The organism is Achromobacter agilis (assembly GCF_900496965.1).
Taxonomy (GTDB): domain Bacteria; phylum Pseudomonadota; class Gammaproteobacteria; order Burkholderiales; family Burkholderiaceae_B; genus Achromobacter; species Achromobacter agilis.
Genome location: NZ_UFQB01000004.1, coordinates 39,028 through 54,678 on the forward strand (window position 1 = coordinate 39,028; position 15,651 = coordinate 54,678).

Below are 15,651 nucleotides of genomic sequence, written 5' to 3' on the forward strand. Positions count from 1 at the left end.
CGCGGCGCTCATCGCGCATCGGGTCCTGCGCCGCCTGACGGCGGCCTGGCTTTGCACGGGCCCTAGGCGTTCTCGCCCTGCGGCCGGGCTGCGCCCGGACTGCGCAGATAGTCCACCAGGGCCAGCGTGGCCCGGTCCGGCGGCGGCGTCAGCAGGGATACGACGATGATAGTCAGGAAGGCCACCGGCGCGCCGAACACGCCCGCCGCGATGGGCTGGATGCCCCACCACAGGTCCACCGGCTGTGCGCGCGACACGCCCAGCACCCACTCGCGCAGCCACGGATGCGTGTGCGTCATGTACGAGAACGTCACCGCCAGCCCCGCCGCCATACCGAATGTGGCCCCCCATTTGTTGGCGCGCCGCCAGAACACGCCCATCACCAGCGCCGGGAAGAACGACGACGCAGCGAACGAGAACGCGGCCGACACCATGAAGAGGATGTCCGCGGGCTTGCGCGCCGCCACCCAGGCCGCGCCGAACGCCACCACCAGCAGCAGGATCTTGGACACCATCACGCGGCGCGCCGCCGACATGCGCGGCGACACCATCCGGTACCACATGTCGTGCGACAGGGAATTGGACAAGGTCAGCAGCAGGCCGTCGGCCGTGGACAGCGCCGCGGCCAGCCCGCCCGCGGCCACCAGCCCCGAAATCACATAGGGCAGCCCGCCGATCTCCGGCATGGCCAGCACCACCACGTCCGCGCCCATGCTGATCTCGCTCAGCTGCACGATGCCGTCGCGGTTGACGTCCGTGACGTCCAGCAGGTTGGTGTCGACCGCGCTCCAGGCATGCACCCAATTGGGCAGGCTGAGAAAACTGGACCCCACCACCTGCGTATAGACCTCGTACTTCACCAGCAAGGCCAGCGCGGGCGCCATGAAGTACAGCAGCAGGATGAACAGCAGCGACCAGCACACCGACCGCCGCGCCTCGATGACCGAGGGCGTGGTGTAGGAACGCATGAGGATGTGCGGCATGCCCGCCGTGCCCAGCATCAGGCAGAGCACCAGCGCCAGAAAATTGATGCGCATATTGCGCCGTTCCTCGGGATCCTTCGCGGGAAAGGGCTCGGCGTGCGGCGTGGGCGGCGCGGCGCGCGCCTCGAAGGAGGCCTTGGATTGCGACCACGCAATGCGCGCCTCTTCCACGCTGGCGGGGTAGCTGGCGAGCTCGCGCTCGGCCGAGCGAATCTCGACCATGGGCGCGTCGGTGGCGTTCAGCTGGGCCAGCCGGCTGCGCAGCTTGTCTTTTTCCAGGGTCCAGGATTCGGGCAGGGCCGCCACCCGGCGAGCCATTTCGTCGGCGTGCTGCTGCCAGAGCCGGCGCACCTCGATCTCGGACGGATCGTTCTGCAGGTACACCTCTTTCTCGGTCACCTGCTGCAGCACGGCGTCGGCCGACAGCTGCGGCACCGGCATGTGGGTGTGCTTGACCGACAGCCAGACCACCGGCACCAGATAGGCGATCACCAGGATGATGTACTGGCCCACCTGCGTCCACGTAACGGCGCGCATGCCGCCCAGGAACGAACAGACCAGCATCCCCCCCAGCGCCACGAAGATGCCCAGTTCGAACGAAATGCCGGTCATACGCGTGGTGATGATGCCCACGCCATAGATCTGCGCCACCAGGTAGGTGAAGGAACAGAGGATGGCGCAGGCCACACCCGCCAGGCGCGGCATGTTGCCGCCATAGCGCGCGCCCATGAAATCGGGGATGGTGTATTGGCCGAAGCGGCGCAGATAAGGCGCCAGCAGCATCGCCACCAGCACGTAGCCGCCCGTCCAGCCCATGATGTAGGCCAGCCCGCCGTAACCGGTCAGGTACAGCGTGCCGGCCACGCCGATGAAGGACGCCACCGACATCCAATCGGCGGCCGTGGCCATGCCGTTGTAGATGGCGGGCACCCGGCGGCCGGCCACGTAGTACTCGGTTTGGTCGGACGTCCGGCAGACGATGCCGATGCCCGCGTACAGGCTGACCGTGACCAGCAGGAACACATAGCCGATCCAGTTGCGCGGCATGCCGAGGATCTCGGCCAGCGCCATCAGCAGGATCATCAGGGCGAAACCCGCGGTGTACAGCACGTAGATCCGCCGCAATCGGAGCCGGAATTGCTGGGGCGTATCTCCGCTGAAAAACGGCATCAGCGGCTCTCCCCGGTCGTTTCGGCGCGCTCATCGGCGCGATTCATGACCCGGGCATAGATGGCGATGATGATGAGGTAGGCCAGCGGCGCGCCGTAGGCAGCCATCCAGAATGCGAACGGCCAGCCGATGAAATCGAAGGTCAGGCCGCGGGCGAAATACGAGGGGACGAACGTCAACGCCGCCCAGACGGCAAGCATCAGCACGATCAGCCGCAGATTGCGGCGCCAATAAGGGGGCGGAACGGATTGGGGGGATGAAAGGCGCGATTCCGGCATAACTAGGATGAGCGGGGCCCTACCTAAATATCGCGAAACGCGGCGCTTGAAAAGCCCCTGCGGAAGCAATGCCGGCTTTATGCGACAACGGCTGGCACTACCAGGTGCCAGCCGCTGTGCGTTTTGCTTTTTTTCTGGGTACTGCTTTACTTTTTTTATGTACCGGTGCCGCCGGTATTTGCCCATGCAGGGCTTTGTCTCCTCACCTGCATGGGATGAGATTCTGCACCAGATGCGGGATAGCCACACTAGGGGAATGCCCTAAGAAGGAGCATTCATTTACATATTCCACGCACCATATAAGTGCATTTTGGGCTTTATGTTCTAAATATTGGGATTTCGCTGGGCTCTCAGCCGGCATTTGTATCGAAATCATTCGGCCGTTCGGCCCTGTGCCTGGGCCGTTCGCCAAAACCGGGCATGGTTCCTCCTGCCTATGCCCGTATCCGGGCATCTCCGCCCGGCCATTTTTACGTTTCATTTATTCCCCCCCTCCAAACCTATACCCCGTTTTTACCCCCTGCTCCGTAACCTGCCGGTGTCCTGATTGGTCGCTTCGCCTGCCGGCGCGCATCCGCCGTTGCCGCGCAGGCCCGACGTTCGAGGGGAGCCCCGCTCCCGGGAGGAAAAAACGTGGACGCCATCTATATCGCCATTTTCACCGCCATGGCCGGACTGACTTTCGCCCTGCTCCGGTTCTGCGAAGCCTTGTCTTCCGGAGAACAACCATGAGCTGGCTCTACTGGCTGAGCGGCCTGACGGCCGCCCTGCTGTTCGTTTACCTGCTGGTCGCGCTATTCAAACCGGAGAAATTCTGATGACCGCCGAATTCATCGGGCTGCTGGCCGTGTACCTGGCGGTCCTGCTCGCCATCGCGCCCCTGCTCGGGCGCTACATCCGCGTCGCCATGGAAAACGGGCAGTCCCGGCTGACCGCCTGGGGCCGCCCGCTGGAACGCGGCATCTACCGGCTCGCGGGCATCGACCCGCAGGTCGAAATGGGCTGGAAGCGCTATGCCCTGGCCGTGCTGGCCTTCAACGTCGTGGGGATCGTGGCGGTCTACGGCCTGCAGCGCATCCAGGGCCTGCTGCCCCTGAACCCGGGAGGCCTGGGCGCGGTATCGCCGGACTCGGCCCTGAACACCGCCATCAGCTTCGTCACCAACACCAACTGGCAGGGCTACGCCGGCGAGTCGACGATGAGCTATCTGACGCAGATGCTGGCGCTGACGGTGCAGAACTTCGTCTCCGCCGCAACCGGCATCGCCGTGCTGTTCGCGCTGATCCGCGGCCTGTCGCGCCATTGCTCGGCCACGGTCGGCAACTTCTGGGCCGACATGGTCCGCTGCACGCTCTACGTGCTGCTGCCGCTCTCCTTCGCGCTGGCGCTCGCCCTGGTCAGCCAGGGCGTGATCCAGAACGTCAGCCCCTACCTGGAGGCGCAGACGGTCGAGCCCGTGCACTACAGCCAGCCGCGCCTGGACGCACAAGGCCAGCCCGTCCTGGACGCGCAGGGCCAGGCGGTCTCGGACCCGGCCGTGGCCCGCACGCAGATCCTCGCCATGGGCCCGGTCGCTTCGCAGGAATCGATCAAGCTGTTGGGCACCAACGGCGGCGGCTTTTTCAACGCCAACTCGGCGCATCCCTACGAAAACCCGACTCCGCTGGCCAACTTCCTGGAAATGCTGGCCATTCTGGCGATCCCCGCCGCCCTGTGCTTCACCTTCGGTGAAATGGTGGGCAGCCGGCGCCAGGGCATCGCAATCCTGGCGGCGATGACCTTGCTGTTCGCCGGGTTCGCGCTGTCGACCGCCTATTTCGAGCAGCAGGCCAACCCGATGGCCGTGGCGGCGGGCGCCGACAGCGCGGCCGGCGCGCTCTCGCCCGGCGGCAATATGGAAGGCAAGGAAACCCGCTTCGGCATCGCCGCCACCTCGCTGTTCGCGACGGTCACCACGGCGGCCTCCTGCGGCGCGGTGAACGGCATGCATGACTCCCTGAACCCGATGGGCGGCCTGTCGCCGATGCTGCTGATGCAGCTGGGCGAAGTAGTCTTCGGCGGCGTGGGTTCCGGCCTGTACGGCATGCTGGCTTTCGCCATCCTGGGCGTCTTTATCGCCGGCTTGATGATCGGCCGCACCCCCGAGTACCTGGGCAAGAAGATCGAAGCCTACGACATGAAGATGGTGTCCATCGTCATCTTGACGACGCCCTTGCTGGTGCTGGGCGGCACGGCGCTGGCCGTATCCATGTCCGCGGGCCAGGCGGGCGTGCTGAACCCGGGCATCCATGGCTTTTCGGAAATCCTGTATGCGCTGACCTCCGCCGCCAACAACAACGGCAGCGCTTTTGCCGGGCTGTCGGCCAACACGCCCTTCTACAACGTGTTGCTGGGCATCGCCATGTGGTTCGGCCGCTTCGCGATCATCGTCGCCATCCTGGCGATGGCCGGTTCGCTGGCCGCCAAGCGCCGCCTGCCCGCCGGCCCGGGCAGCATGCCCACGACCGGCCCGCTCTTCGTGGTGCTGCTGATCGGCGCCGTGCTGCTGGTGGGCGCCCTCACGTACGTGCCCGCGCTGGCCCTGGGACCGGTCGCGGAACACCTGGGATGAAGCCCGCCCCCAAACACCCTGCGCGCCCCCTCCGACAGGGCGCCACGCGGCCCCGCCTAACCGCGCGCACTTATGTATAGGCATTGCGAGCCGTGTAACAACGCCGCAGACAACTGGAATCGAAAGGCTAGGAAAGAAAATGGCCAAGATTGAAACCTCTATTACCGGCGCCGGAGGCGGCAACGCCCCCGCCGCATCGAGCGACGCTCGCGAACGCCAGTTCGGCATGTGGTCGCGATCCCTGGTGGGCCCCGCCATGCTGGACAGCCTGCGCAAGCTCTCACCCGCCGCCCAGCTGAAGAACCCCGTGATGTTCGTGGTCTACGTGGGCAGCATCCTGACGACGGTGCTCTGGATCATGGCCCTGCGCGGCGCGGCGGAAGCCCCCGCCGGCTTCATCCTGGCGATCAGCGTCTGGCTTTGGTTCACCGTGCTGTTCGCCAACTTCGCCGAGGCCCTGGCCGAAGGCCGGGGCAAACAGCAGGCCGCCACCCTGCGCGGCCTGCGCACCACCGTGGATGCCCGGCTGCTCAAAGGCTTCCGAGACACCGACGCCAGCCTGGCCCAGCCGGCCGACTGGCGCGGCCAGGCCGTCAGCCAGCCCTCCGGCCTGCTGCGTCGGGGCGACATCGTGCTGGTCGAGGCGGGCGAAACCATCCCGGGCGACGGGCAGGTCATCGCCGGCGTGGCCTCGGTGGACGAAAGCGCCATCACCGGCGAGTCCGCGCCGGTGATCCGCGAATCCGGCGGCGACTTTTCCTCCGTCACGGGCGGCACCCGCGTCCTGTCGGACTGGATCTTCGTGCGCATCGCGGCCGATCCGGGCGAAAGCTTCCTGGACCGCATGATCGCCATGGTGGAAGGCGCCAAGCGCCAGAAGACGCCGAACGAACTGGCGCTCACCATTCTGCTGGTGGGCCTGACGGTGGTGTTCTTGCTGGTTGTCGTGACCCTGATGCCGTTCTCGATCTACGCGGTGACCGCCGCCGGCGGCGGCGCCGCCGTCACGGTGACGGTGCTGGTGGCCCTGCTCGTCTGCCTGATCCCCACCACCATTGGCGGCCTGCTGTCCGCCATCGGCGTGGCGGGCATGAGCCGCATGATGGGGGCCAACGTCATCGCCACCTCGGGCCGCGCCGTCGAAGCCGCGGGAGACGTGGACGTGCTGCTGCTAGACAAGACCGGCACCATCACCTTCGGCAACCGCCAGGCGTCGGCCTTCCTGCCCGCCCCGGGTGTGTCCCCGCGTGAGCTGGCCGACGCCGCTCGGCTCGCGTCGCTGGCCGATGAAACGCCCGAAGGCCGCAGCATCGTCGCGCTGGCCGACAAGACGCTGCATGCGCCGGCCGCCCCGATACCGGGCGCGGAATTCGTGCCCTTCACCGCGCAGTCGCGCATGAGCGGTGTGAACGTGGGCGGCCGGATGATCCGCAAGGGCGCGGTCGACGCCGTCCAGTCCTGGCTGGAGGCGCAGGATGCGGCGGTGCCTGCGCAAGCGCTGCAGTTGGCCGAGGACGTCGCGCGGCGCGGCAGCACGCCGCTGATGGTCAGCGACGGCAATCGCGCCCTCGGCGTCGTCGAACTGAAAGACATCGTCAAGCCCGGCATCCAGTCGCGCTTCGCCGAGCTGCGCCGCATGGGCATCAAAACCGTGATGATCACGGGCGACAACAAGCTCACGGCCGCCTCCATCGCCGCCGAGGCCGGTGTCGACGATTTCCTGGCGCAGGCCACCCCGGAAGCCAAGCTCAAGCTCATCCGCGCCTACCAGGCGGAGGGCCGGCTGGTCGCGATGACGGGCGACGGCACCAACGACGCGCCCGCGCTGGCGCAGGCCGACGTGGCGGTAGCCATGAATTCGGGCACCCAGGCCGCCAAGGAAGCCGGCAATATGGTGGACCTGGACTCCAACCCCACCAAACTCATCGAGATCGTCGAAATCGGCAAGCAAATGCTGATGACCCGCGGCGCGCTCACGACCTTCAGCGTGGCCAACGACGTGGCCAAATACTTCGCCATCATCCCGGCCGCCTTCGCCACGGTCTATCCCCAGCTCAACGTGCTGAACGTCATGGGCCTGTCCACGCCCGCCTCGGCCATCCTGTCGGCCGTGATCTTCAACGCGCTGATCATCGTGGTGCTGATCCCGCTTGCGCTCAAAGGCGTGCGCTACCGCCCGCTGGGCGCGTCGGTGCTCTTGCGCCGCAACCTGCTCATTTATGGCTTGGGTGGGCTGCTCGTGCCCTTCGCCGGCATCAAACTGGTCGACATGATGCTGGCCGCGCTGGGCTGGATCTAGCCCGCTGACAACAAAGGAACCTTCATGAATCCGTCCATTCCCTCGCCTCGCCGAGACGGCATCCTGCGCCCGGCAATCACCGTCTTCGCGGCCCTGTCCCTGGTGACCGGCCTCGCCTATCCCTTCCTGACCTCGGGCATTGCCGCCGCCGTCTTCCCCCACGAGGCGGCCGGCTCACTCATCAAGCAGGACGGCCGCCTGGTCGGCTCCGAACTCATCGGCCAATCGTTCAGCGCTCCCGGCTATTTCTGGGGCCGCCCGTCCGCCACCGCGCCCATGCCGTACAACGCCGGCGGCTCCGGCGGCTCGAACCTGGGGCCGCGCAATCCGGCGCTGGCCGAGGCCATCCAGGCCCGCATCGCCGCCCTGAAGGCAGCCGATCCCGACAACCCTGTGCCCGTGCCGGTGGAGCTGGTCACGGCGTCCGGCAGCGGGCTGGATCCGCACATCAGCCCGGCCGCCGCGGTGTACCAGGCGGCGCGCGTGGCGCGCGCCCGCCACCTGCCCCGCGAACAGGTCGACGCGTTGATCAAGGCCCACACCGATGCGCCCCTGCTCGGCGTGCTGGGAGAGCCCGCGGTCAACGTCCTGACGCTGAACCTGGCGCTGGATCAGTTGAGCGCGGGGCGCTGAAACCGCGGCGTATAGTTGCGTTCATGGCTGACACCGCAGGCGAGCGTCCCGATCCCGACGCGCTCTTGAAAACCCTGGACGACGCCGCGCGGCAGGCGGTGCGCGGCAAGCTTCGCGTCTATTTCGGGTCTTCCGCCGGCGTGGGCAAGACATACGCCATGCTGGTGGCCGCGCGCGCGCAGGCCGCCCAGGGCGCGGACGTGCTGGCCGGCATCGTCGAAACCCACGGCAGGCGCGAAACCGCCGGCCTGCTGGAAGGCTTGCCCGTCCTGCCCCTGAAGGAAGTCGCCTACCGCGGCCATGTCCTGAAGGAATTCGACCTGGACGGCGCGCTGTCCCGGCATCCGGGCCTGGTGCTGGTCGATGAGCTTGCGCATTCGAACGCGCCCCGCTCCCGCCACGCCAAGCGCTGGCAGGACATCCAGGAACTGCTCGCGGCCGGCATCGACGTCTGGACCACGCTGAACGTGCAGCACCTGGACAGCCTGAACGAGGCGGTGGGCAGCATCACCGGCGTGCGCGTCTGGGAGACCGTGCCCGACGAGGTCTTCGATGCGGCCGACGAGGTCATCCTGGTCGACCTGTCCGCCGACGAGCTGCTGCGCCGCCTGAAGGAAGGCAAGGTCTACCTGCCCGAACAGGCGCGCCATGCCACCCGCAATTTCTTCCGCAAAGGCAATCTGATCGCCCTGCGCGAACTGGCGCTGCGCCGCACCGCCGACCATGTGGACGACGACGTGCAGGCCTACCGCCGCGACCGGGCCATCGAACCGGTGTGGCGCACGCGCGAAGCCGTGGTCGCCTGCATCGGCCCGGACGTCGACGCCGAATACGTCATCCGCAGCGCCCATCGCCTCAGCCAGCAGCTGGAGTGCGACCTGCACGTCGTCACCATCGACACCCCGCGCGCGGCCCCGCCGCCCCAGGCGGAACAAGAGCGCATGCAGCGCAGCCTGGCCCTGGCGGACGCGCTGGGCGCCCGCAGCGAAACGCTGGCGGGCGGCGACATGGTCGACGCGGTGGTGCGCTACGTGCGCCGCCACAACATCACCAAAGCCATTCTCGGCCGGACCCGCGCGGGCGGCCTGGAGCGCCTGCGGCTGTCGCTGTCCGCCGTGCTGACCGCTGCCATCGCGCCGGGCTGGCTGTGGCGCCGCCACAGCTTCGCCGACATGCTGGCTGCAGGTTGCCCCGAAATCGACGTCATCCGCCTGGGCGCGCCGCCGCTTCCGGACGGCCCCGCCCCCGGCCGCGATCCGCTCACCCTGGGGCGCCGGGCCCGCCCGGCCGCCGACGAACGCGGCTCGCGGCCGCTGGCGGGCTACGCCTGGGCGCTGTGCTACTGCGCGGCGGCCGCGGCGCTCTCGGCGCTGGCCTTCCCCGCCTTGCACCAGACCAACATCGTCATGCTGTTCCTTCTGGCGGTGGTGGCCGTGGCGCTGCGCCATGGCAGGGGGCCCGCCGCGCTGGCGTCGGTTGTCAGCGTCGGGCTCTTCGATTTCTTCTTCGTGCAGCCCCTCGCCTCGTTCGCCGTGTCGGACGTGCAGTACCTGCTGACCTTCGGGGTACTGCTCGGCGTGGGGCTGCTGATCGGGCAGCTGACCGCCGGCCTGCGCCTGCAGGCGCAGGCCTCGGTCAAGCGGGAGGCCGACGCCCGCAGCCTCTATGAATTCGCGCGCGAACTCTCGTCGGCCCTGCTGCCGGAGCAGATCGTCGCGCTGGCCGGCGCTTTCGTGCACGCCACTTTCGGCTCGCGCTGCGCGCTGTACATCCTGGGCATGGACGACCGCCTGAAGCTGGCCTCGCCGCCCGACGCCGACATGCCACCGCTGGAATCCGCCCTGGCGCAATGGGTCTACGACCATGGCCAGCCGGCCGGCGCGGGCACGGCCACGCTGTCCAACAGCGATCTGCTGTACCTGCCGCTGAAGGCCCCCATGCGCACCCGCGGCGTGCTGGCGCTTGCCGCTCCCCGCCGCAGCCTGTTCTCGAACCCCGATTCGCGCCGCCAGATCGAAGCCTACGCCACCCTGATCGCCATCGCGCTGGAGCGCCTGCACTACGTGGAAGTGGCGCAGCAGGCCCTCGTCAGCATGGAATCGGAGAAGCTGCGCAACTCGCTGCTCGCGGCCGTGTCGCACGACCTGCGCACCCCGCTGACCAGCCTGGTCGGCATGACGGACACCCTGATGCGCCAGCAGGCGGCGTTGCCGCCTGGCCTGCACGAGACCCTGCATGCCATGCGCGACCAGGCCCAGCGCATGCATGCGCTGGTCGTCAACCTGCTCGACATGGCACGGCTGCAAAGCCGCGAAACGCCGCTGCGCCTGGAATGGCAGTCCATCGAAGAACTGGTGGGCGCCGCGCTAGCCGACCTGCGGGAACCGCTGGCCGCGCACCGCGTCGCCGTGGACAGCCTGTCGGACCTGCCCCTGGTGGAATGCGACGGCGTGCTGATCGAACGCGTGCTGTGCAACCTGCTGGAGAACGCGGCGAAGTACACGCCGGCGGGCAGCACCCTGCGCCTGCACGCCGCGGTCCAGGACGGCGAGCTGCGCGTGGCCGTCGCCGACAACGGCCCCGGCGTCGCACCCGGCGCGGAACGCCGCATCTTCGAGAAATTCACGCGCGGCGACCGCGAGTCTGCCACGCCCGGCGTCGGCCTGGGCCTGGCAGTCTGCGAGGCGATCATCGCCGCCCACCGCGGACGGATCTGGGTCGAGCAGGCGCCGGGCCAGGAATCCGGCGCGCAGTTCGTCTTCACGCTTCCGCTGGGCGCCCCGCCCTCCCTCCAACCCGATCTCCCTTGACCGGCGCATCGCATGTTCGATTACCAGCCCACCGTCCTGATCATTGAAGACGACGCCAACATCCGGCGTTTCGTGCGCCACGCCCTGGAAAGCGAGGGCTGCGTGGTCCATGAGGCCGACACCGTCAAGCGCGGCCTGATCGAGGCCGGCACCCGGCAACCCGACGCGGTGGTGCTAGACCTAGGCCTGCCCGACGAAGACGGCATGACCTTGATCCGCGAACTGCGCGGCTGGACCGAAGTGCCGGTGCTGGTGCTGTCCGCGCGCAGCGCGGAGTCCGACAAGGTCGCTGCGCTGGACGCCGGCGCCGACGACTACCTGACCAAGCCCTTCGGCGTCAGCGAATTGCTGGCGCGGCTACGCGTGCTGTTGCGGCGCCACGCCCGGGGCGGCGCGGGCAGTGCGTCGGAGATCGCCTTCGGCGAGGTGCGTGTCGACTTCGCCCGACGCGTCGTCGAACGCGGCGGCGAGCACGTGCACCTGACCTCGATGGAATACCGGCTGCTGGCGGCCCTGCTGGCGCATCGCGGCAAGGTCATGACGCATCGTGAGTTGCTGCGTGCGGTATGGGGGCCGTCTCACGTGGAAAGCGTGCACTACCTGCGCATCTACATGGGCCACCTGCGCCAGAAGCTGGAAGCCGATCCGGCGCAGCCGGCGTACCTGCTGACCGAGATCGGCGTGGGCTATCGTTTCGCGGGCTGAAACGCCGCGCCGGCCGTTGACGCCACCCGGGCGTTGACGCATTTTTTACGCACCGCGCCCGCTTTTATCGGCAGGATTTATGGCGCGGTTCCTATAGTGAAACCGTTATCAACCAACCGGATCCCCGGACCGCCGCAAGCAGCGCATCCGTCCCGCCTCGAGCCATGATCCCCCGTCTGGAACTCCATCATTTTCCATTGCAGGCACACCAGCCCGTGCGCAGCGCGCAAGCCCTGGCCGACCGGGTCCTGCTCACCATCAGGATCGACACGCTGGACGCCCTGAACCTGCGGATAACGCTGCATCGCAGCCTGGGCAGGCGCATCGGCGTCTATATGCTCTCGGTGAACCACGCCCATGCGCAAAGCGTTCTTCAACTGCAATGCGACCGCAGCCAGGTGGACACGCTGATGCATGCGGTGATGTCCGGCCTGCCCCGCGCGGAGTTCGGGGCGGTCCGCCCGGTGCATGCGATGGCGGCGCGATAAGCCATGGACACATCGAACAAAACCCCGTTCGAAGGTATCTGGCTGCCCATGATCACGCCGATGCGCGGCGGCCACGTGGACCTCGATGCCGCGCAGGCGCTGGCGCGCTACTACCGCAACGCCGGTATCGCGGGCCTGGTGCTGTTCGGCTCCACCGGCGAAGGCAATCTGTTGAGCGTGCCGGAGAAGACCGGCATGATCGAGGCGATCTCCAGCGACCCGGACGCCCTGCCGCTGGTATTCGGCGCGGGCGGCGTCGATACCCGCGGCGTGGCCGCCGCGATCCGGCGCCTGGACAAGTACCGGCCCGCCGGCTATCTGGTGCCTCCCCCCTATTATCTGGGCCCGTCCCAGGCGGGCATCCTGTGGCATTACCGGCAGATCGCCTGGGCCACGGAGCGCCCCATCATTCTGTACAACATTCCCAAGCGCGCCGGCGTCACGATGACGGTGCAGACCATGGAGACCCTGGCCGCGCTGCCCAATTTCCGAGCCGTGAAGGAGTGCAATCCGTCGGTGCTGACGGCACTGAACGCGCGCCGCGCGCTGGCCCCGCTATGCGGCGAGGACCTTGCGCTGCTGGATCATTTTCTGGCCGGCGGCCGCGGCGCCATTCCGGCCGCCGCGCATCTCTATCCCGACCGCTACGTCGAGATCATGCAACTGGCCCGCGACGGCCACGCCGAGGCCGCGCGCGAATTGTTCGAGCCCCTGCGCGGCCTGATCCGTCTGCTGTTCGCCGAACCCAATCCCGCGCCGATCAAGCGCGCGCTCGCCATGCAGGGCCTCATCGCGGATGAGCTGCGCATGCCGATGACCAGCGCCTCCCGCGAATTGGGAGCACGCCTGCAGCGGGCGATGAGCGTGGTGCAGGGCTCGCCCAGCCGCCTGCAAACGGCATGAATGGGGAGGCCGCGGCGGCCGGTGCCGCGGCCGCGTTCTTAGGCCTTGGGCGGCACCGCCGCGCCGGGACGCGGCGTCGTCAAGGCGACCAGCGCCACGACGATCAGCGAATATGTGGGCACGCTGCGCATGTTGCGGAACATCATTTCCGTCAGGCTGTACGCGCAGTAGCCCAGGCAGAACAGCAAGCCCATCTGCGCGCCGACGCGTATGACGCGATCGTCGCTGGCCAGCCTGCGCAGGAAGATCCCGGCCGGCACCAGATACAGCGCCAGGATGCTGATCAGGCCCAGCAGTCCATAGCCCGAGAGGGCCGCGAGCAGATCGTTATGGGGTTCGCCATAGCCTTCGACGACGGTATGCGACACGATCCCTTGCTTCTCGAGCTGCAGGAGCTCGCTGCGGAAGTTGTTCGGGCCCACTCCCACGACCGGGCTTTTCTCGAACATCAGCACGGAGGCATGCCACAGCTGCAGGCGGATACCGAACGAGGTATCGCGGTCCGTCGACGTGGCGAAACCCTGCAGGTCGCTCTGGATCATGTGCATGCGGCTGCTGAAGTTCCAGATGCCGGCCGCCGAGACAGCCAGCACCGCGATCAGCGCCAGCGCGCAGAACATCTTGTGGCGCCGGTGCCAGCCATGCAGCCCCAGCAGGACCACCATGGCCAGGATGGGAAGCAGCATCCAGCTGCTGCGCGTCTCGGACAGCCAGGTGGCCCAGATGCTCAGCCCGCCGGCCAGCAGCTTGAGGGCGTTCTCGGCCCGCGGCCAACGCGTGCAGGTGCCCCAGCCGATCGTCAGCAGCGACATCATGCCGAACATCAGCGTCAGGTTCGCAAAGGCGACGGCGTTGTAGCGCCCGCCGATTTCCACCACCGCGCTGCGGTCCCACCAGGTCATGGTGACGATCAGGATCGCCGACCCGGCGAACGCGCCGGCCAGAATGCTCCATTGAATCTGCTTGAGCCACTGCTGCGGCGCTCTCAGCAGCAGCCACAGCACGGGCAGCGCCAGCGCGAACCGGAGCAGTTTCTCCAGTTCCGAACCGCTCCATACGCCTCGCACCGATGAGGTGATGAACATACAGGCCAGCGGCAGCAGCAGCGCCAGGGCCATGGGCCACAGCACCCGGAAATCCATGGGTTCGTAGCGCCGGATCGCATTGGCGGCAAGCGCGGTCAGCGCGATCAGGCCCGTAAGATAAATGATGGCCGGCCCGCCCACGGGGCTAGTCAAGGCCAGCGCGGGAACCAACAACACCAGCCAGGTGGCCAGGGAAACGTACAGTCGGGGCACAACAATCAACCTGGAAAAAAAACACAGCATGGCTGTGCTGGACCACTAGACAAAACCCGCCCGCCATGACGGCGGGCGGGTTTACAGGACTTGCAGGCGGCAAACCGCCAATTACATGTTTTCGATCATGACCTGGCCGAAACCCGAGCACGACACCTGGGTCGCGCCTTCGAGCAGGCGGGCGAAGTCATACGTGACCTTCTTGGACAGGATGGATTTCTCCATGCTGGAGATGATCAGGTCGGCGGCTTCGGTCCAGCCCATGTGGCGCAGCATCATTTCGGCCGAGAGGATTTCGGAACCGGGGTTCACGTAGTCCTTGCCGGCGTACTTCGGCGCGGTGCCGTGGGTGGCTTCGAACATGGCGACCGAATCGGACAGGTTGGCGCCCGGGGCGATGCCGATGCCGCCCACTTGCGCGGCCAGCGCGTCCGAGATGTAGTCGCCGTTCAGGTTCAGGGTGGCGATCACGTCATATTCGGCCGGACGCAGCAGGATCTGCTGCAGGAAAGCATCGGCGATCACGTCCTTGACGATGATTTCCCGGCCCGTCTTCGGGTTCTTGAACTTGCACCACGGGCCGCCGTCGATCAGGACAGCGCCGAATTCCTTCTGCAGGAGCTCGTAGCCCCAGTCGCGGAAGCCGCCTTCCGTGAACTTCATGATGTTGCCCTTGTGCACCAGGGTCAGCGACGTGCGGTCATTGTCGATGACATACTGCGCGGCCTTGCGCACCAGGCGCTCGGTGCCTTCGCGCGACACAGGCTTGATGCCGATGGACGAGGTGTTCGGGAAGCGGATCTTCTTCACGCCGAGCTTGGTCTGCAGGAACTGGATCAGTTCCTTGGCCTGCTCGCTCTCGGCCATATATTCGATGCCGGCGTAGATGTCTTCCGAGTTTTCACGGAAGATCACCATGTTGGTCTTTTCGGGTTCGCGGACCGGCGAAGGCACGCCCTTGAAGTACGCCACCGGGCGCAGGCAGACGTACAGGTCCAGTTGTTGGCGCAGCGCCACGTTCAGCGAACGGATGCCGCCGCCCACCGGCGTGGTCAGCGGCCCCTTGATGGAAACCACGTAGTCTTTGACGACTTCCAGGGTTTCATCGGGCAGCCAGACGTCCGGACCGTAGACCTTGGTGGCCTTCTCGCCGGCATAGACTTCCATCCAGTGGATCTTGCGCTTGCCACCGTAGGCCTTCTGCACCGCCGCGTCAACGACCTTGATCATCACCGGGGTGATGTCGGCGCCCGTGCCATCGCCTTCGATGAAGGGAACGATGGGCTGCTCGGGCACATTCAGCGAGAAATCAGCGTTGACCGTGATCTTCTGGCCGCCAGCGGGAACCTTGATATGTTGGTAGGACATGAATGCTCCATTTGCTCCGGGTGGTTTTTTCTGCACGCGCCGGCATCGGAAAGCGTCCGATTCCGCGGGGAATACCGTCCTCGAGAACCGCACACCGGATGGCGG

General features: G+C 67.1%; 12 protein-coding genes. 8 read left to right on the forward strand and 4 right to left on the reverse strand.

What is annotated here, in order from left to right; all coding sequences use genetic code 11:
• Window positions 1-62: 62 nt before the first annotated feature.
• Together AGI3411_RS06010 and AGI3411_RS06015 are read right to left on the reverse strand one after the other, a co-directional pair.
• Complete coding sequence (locus AGI3411_RS06010; RefSeq protein WP_129526491.1) at window positions 63-2,153, reverse strand: sodium:solute symporter family protein; 2,091 nt, start codon at window positions 2,151-2,153, stop codon at window positions 63-65.
• The gene (locus AGI3411_RS06015) at window positions 2,153-2,431 is read right to left on the reverse strand and encodes a DUF4212 domain-containing protein (RefSeq protein WP_129526755.1); all 279 of its coding nucleotides are present in this window, start codon (window positions 2,429-2,431) and stop codon (window positions 2,153-2,155) included. Before AGI3411_RS06015 ends, AGI3411_RS06010 begins: the two co-directional genes overlap by 1 nt.
• A 728-nt stretch (window positions 2,432-3,159) precedes the next feature.
• Here AGI3411_RS06015 and kdpF point away from each other — a divergent pair.
• The 8 genes from kdpF (at window position 3,160) to AGI3411_RS06055 (ending at window position 12,880) form a co-directional block, all read left to right on the forward strand.
• A complete protein-coding gene (kdpF, locus tag AGI3411_RS06020) occupies window positions 3,160-3,249 on the forward strand; it encodes a K(+)-transporting ATPase subunit F (protein ID WP_035183859.1) in 90 nt (29 codons plus the stop codon).
• Entirely contained in the window at window positions 3,249-5,042 is a 1,794-nt protein-coding gene (kdpA, locus tag AGI3411_RS06025) for a potassium-transporting ATPase subunit KdpA (RefSeq protein ID WP_129526492.1), read from the forward strand. The genes kdpF and kdpA overlap by 1 nt, the downstream gene beginning before the upstream one ends.
• 226 nt (window positions 5,043-5,268) lie before the next feature.
• Window positions 5,269-7,341 carry a potassium-transporting ATPase subunit KdpB gene (gene kdpB / locus AGI3411_RS06030; protein ID WP_244240277.1) on the forward strand — a complete coding sequence of 691 codons (2,073 nt, stop codon included), beginning with the start codon at window positions 5,269-5,271 and terminating at the stop codon, window positions 7,339-7,341.
• 24 nt (window positions 7,342-7,365) lie between these two features.
• A complete protein-coding gene (gene kdpC / locus AGI3411_RS06035; protein ID WP_129526494.1) occupies window positions 7,366-7,974 on the forward strand; it encodes a potassium-transporting ATPase subunit KdpC in 609 nt (202 codons plus the stop codon).
• 23 nt (window positions 7,975-7,997) lie between these two features.
• Complete coding sequence (locus tag AGI3411_RS06040) at window positions 7,998-10,784, forward strand: sensor histidine kinase (protein WP_129526495.1); 2,787 nt, start codon at window positions 7,998-8,000, stop codon at window positions 10,782-10,784.
• A 12-nt stretch (window positions 10,785-10,796) separates the two neighbouring features.
• Entirely contained in the window at window positions 10,797-11,489 is a 693-nt protein-coding gene (gene kdpE / locus AGI3411_RS06045) for a two-component system response regulator KdpE (protein ID WP_129526496.1), read from the forward strand.
• A gap of 164 nt (window positions 11,490-11,653) precedes the next feature.
• Window positions 11,654-11,977, forward strand: a complete 324-nt coding sequence (locus AGI3411_RS06050) for a hypothetical protein (protein ID WP_244240264.1) — start codon at window positions 11,654-11,656, stop codon at window positions 11,975-11,977.
• Between the two features lie 3 nt (window positions 11,978-11,980).
• Window positions 11,981-12,880, forward strand: coding sequence for a 4-hydroxy-tetrahydrodipicolinate synthase family protein (locus AGI3411_RS06055; protein ID WP_129526497.1), 900 nt, complete (start codon window positions 11,981-11,983; stop codon window positions 12,878-12,880).
• Window positions 12,881-12,918: 38 nt separating this feature from the next.
• On the opposite strand, the gene AGI3411_RS06060 is transcribed toward AGI3411_RS06055, so the two are convergent.
• Both AGI3411_RS06060 and icd read right to left on the reverse strand, forming a co-directional pair.
• Window positions 12,919-14,178, reverse strand: coding sequence for an O-antigen ligase family protein (locus tag AGI3411_RS06060; protein ID WP_244240265.1), 1,260 nt, complete (start codon window positions 14,176-14,178; stop codon window positions 12,919-12,921).
• Between the two features lie 111 nt (window positions 14,179-14,289).
• Window positions 14,290-15,546, reverse strand: a complete 1,257-nt coding sequence (gene icd, locus AGI3411_RS06065) for an NADP-dependent isocitrate dehydrogenase (protein ID WP_129526499.1) — start codon at window positions 15,544-15,546, stop codon at window positions 14,290-14,292.
• Window positions 15,547-15,651 lie beyond the last annotated feature (105 nt).

What these genes read in the sequence shown, in the direction of transcription:
- AGI3411_RS06010 (WP_129526491.1), bottom strand. Translation starts at nt 2,153, where the DNA reads ATGCCGTTTTTCAGCGGAGATACGCCCCAGCAATTCCGGCTCCGATTG.
- AGI3411_RS06015 (WP_129526755.1), bottom strand. Translation starts at nt 2,431, where the DNA reads ATGCCGGAATCGCGCCTTTCATCCCCCCAATCCGTTCCGCCCCCTTAT.
- kdpF (WP_035183859.1), top strand. Translation starts at nt 3,160, where the DNA reads ATGAGCTGGCTCTACTGGCTGAGCGGCCTGACGGCCGCCCTGCTGTTC.
- kdpA (WP_129526492.1), top strand. Translation starts at nt 3,249, where the DNA reads ATGACCGCCGAATTCATCGGGCTGCTGGCCGTGTACCTGGCGGTCCTG.
- kdpB (WP_244240277.1), top strand. Translation starts at nt 5,269, where the DNA reads ATGTGGTCGCGATCCCTGGTGGGCCCCGCCATGCTGGACAGCCTGCGC.
- kdpC (WP_129526494.1), top strand. Translation starts at nt 7,366, where the DNA reads ATGAATCCGTCCATTCCCTCGCCTCGCCGAGACGGCATCCTGCGCCCG.
- AGI3411_RS06040 (WP_129526495.1), top strand. Translation starts at nt 7,998, where the DNA reads ATGGCTGACACCGCAGGCGAGCGTCCCGATCCCGACGCGCTCTTGAAA.
- kdpE (WP_129526496.1), top strand. Translation starts at nt 10,797, where the DNA reads ATGTTCGATTACCAGCCCACCGTCCTGATCATTGAAGACGACGCCAAC.
- AGI3411_RS06050 (WP_244240264.1), top strand. Translation starts at nt 11,654, where the DNA reads ATGATCCCCCGTCTGGAACTCCATCATTTTCCATTGCAGGCACACCAG.
- AGI3411_RS06055 (WP_129526497.1), top strand. Translation starts at nt 11,981, where the DNA reads ATGGACACATCGAACAAAACCCCGTTCGAAGGTATCTGGCTGCCCATG.
- icd (WP_129526499.1), bottom strand. Translation starts at nt 15,546, where the DNA reads ATGTCCTACCAACATATCAAGGTTCCCGCTGGCGGCCAGAAGATCACG.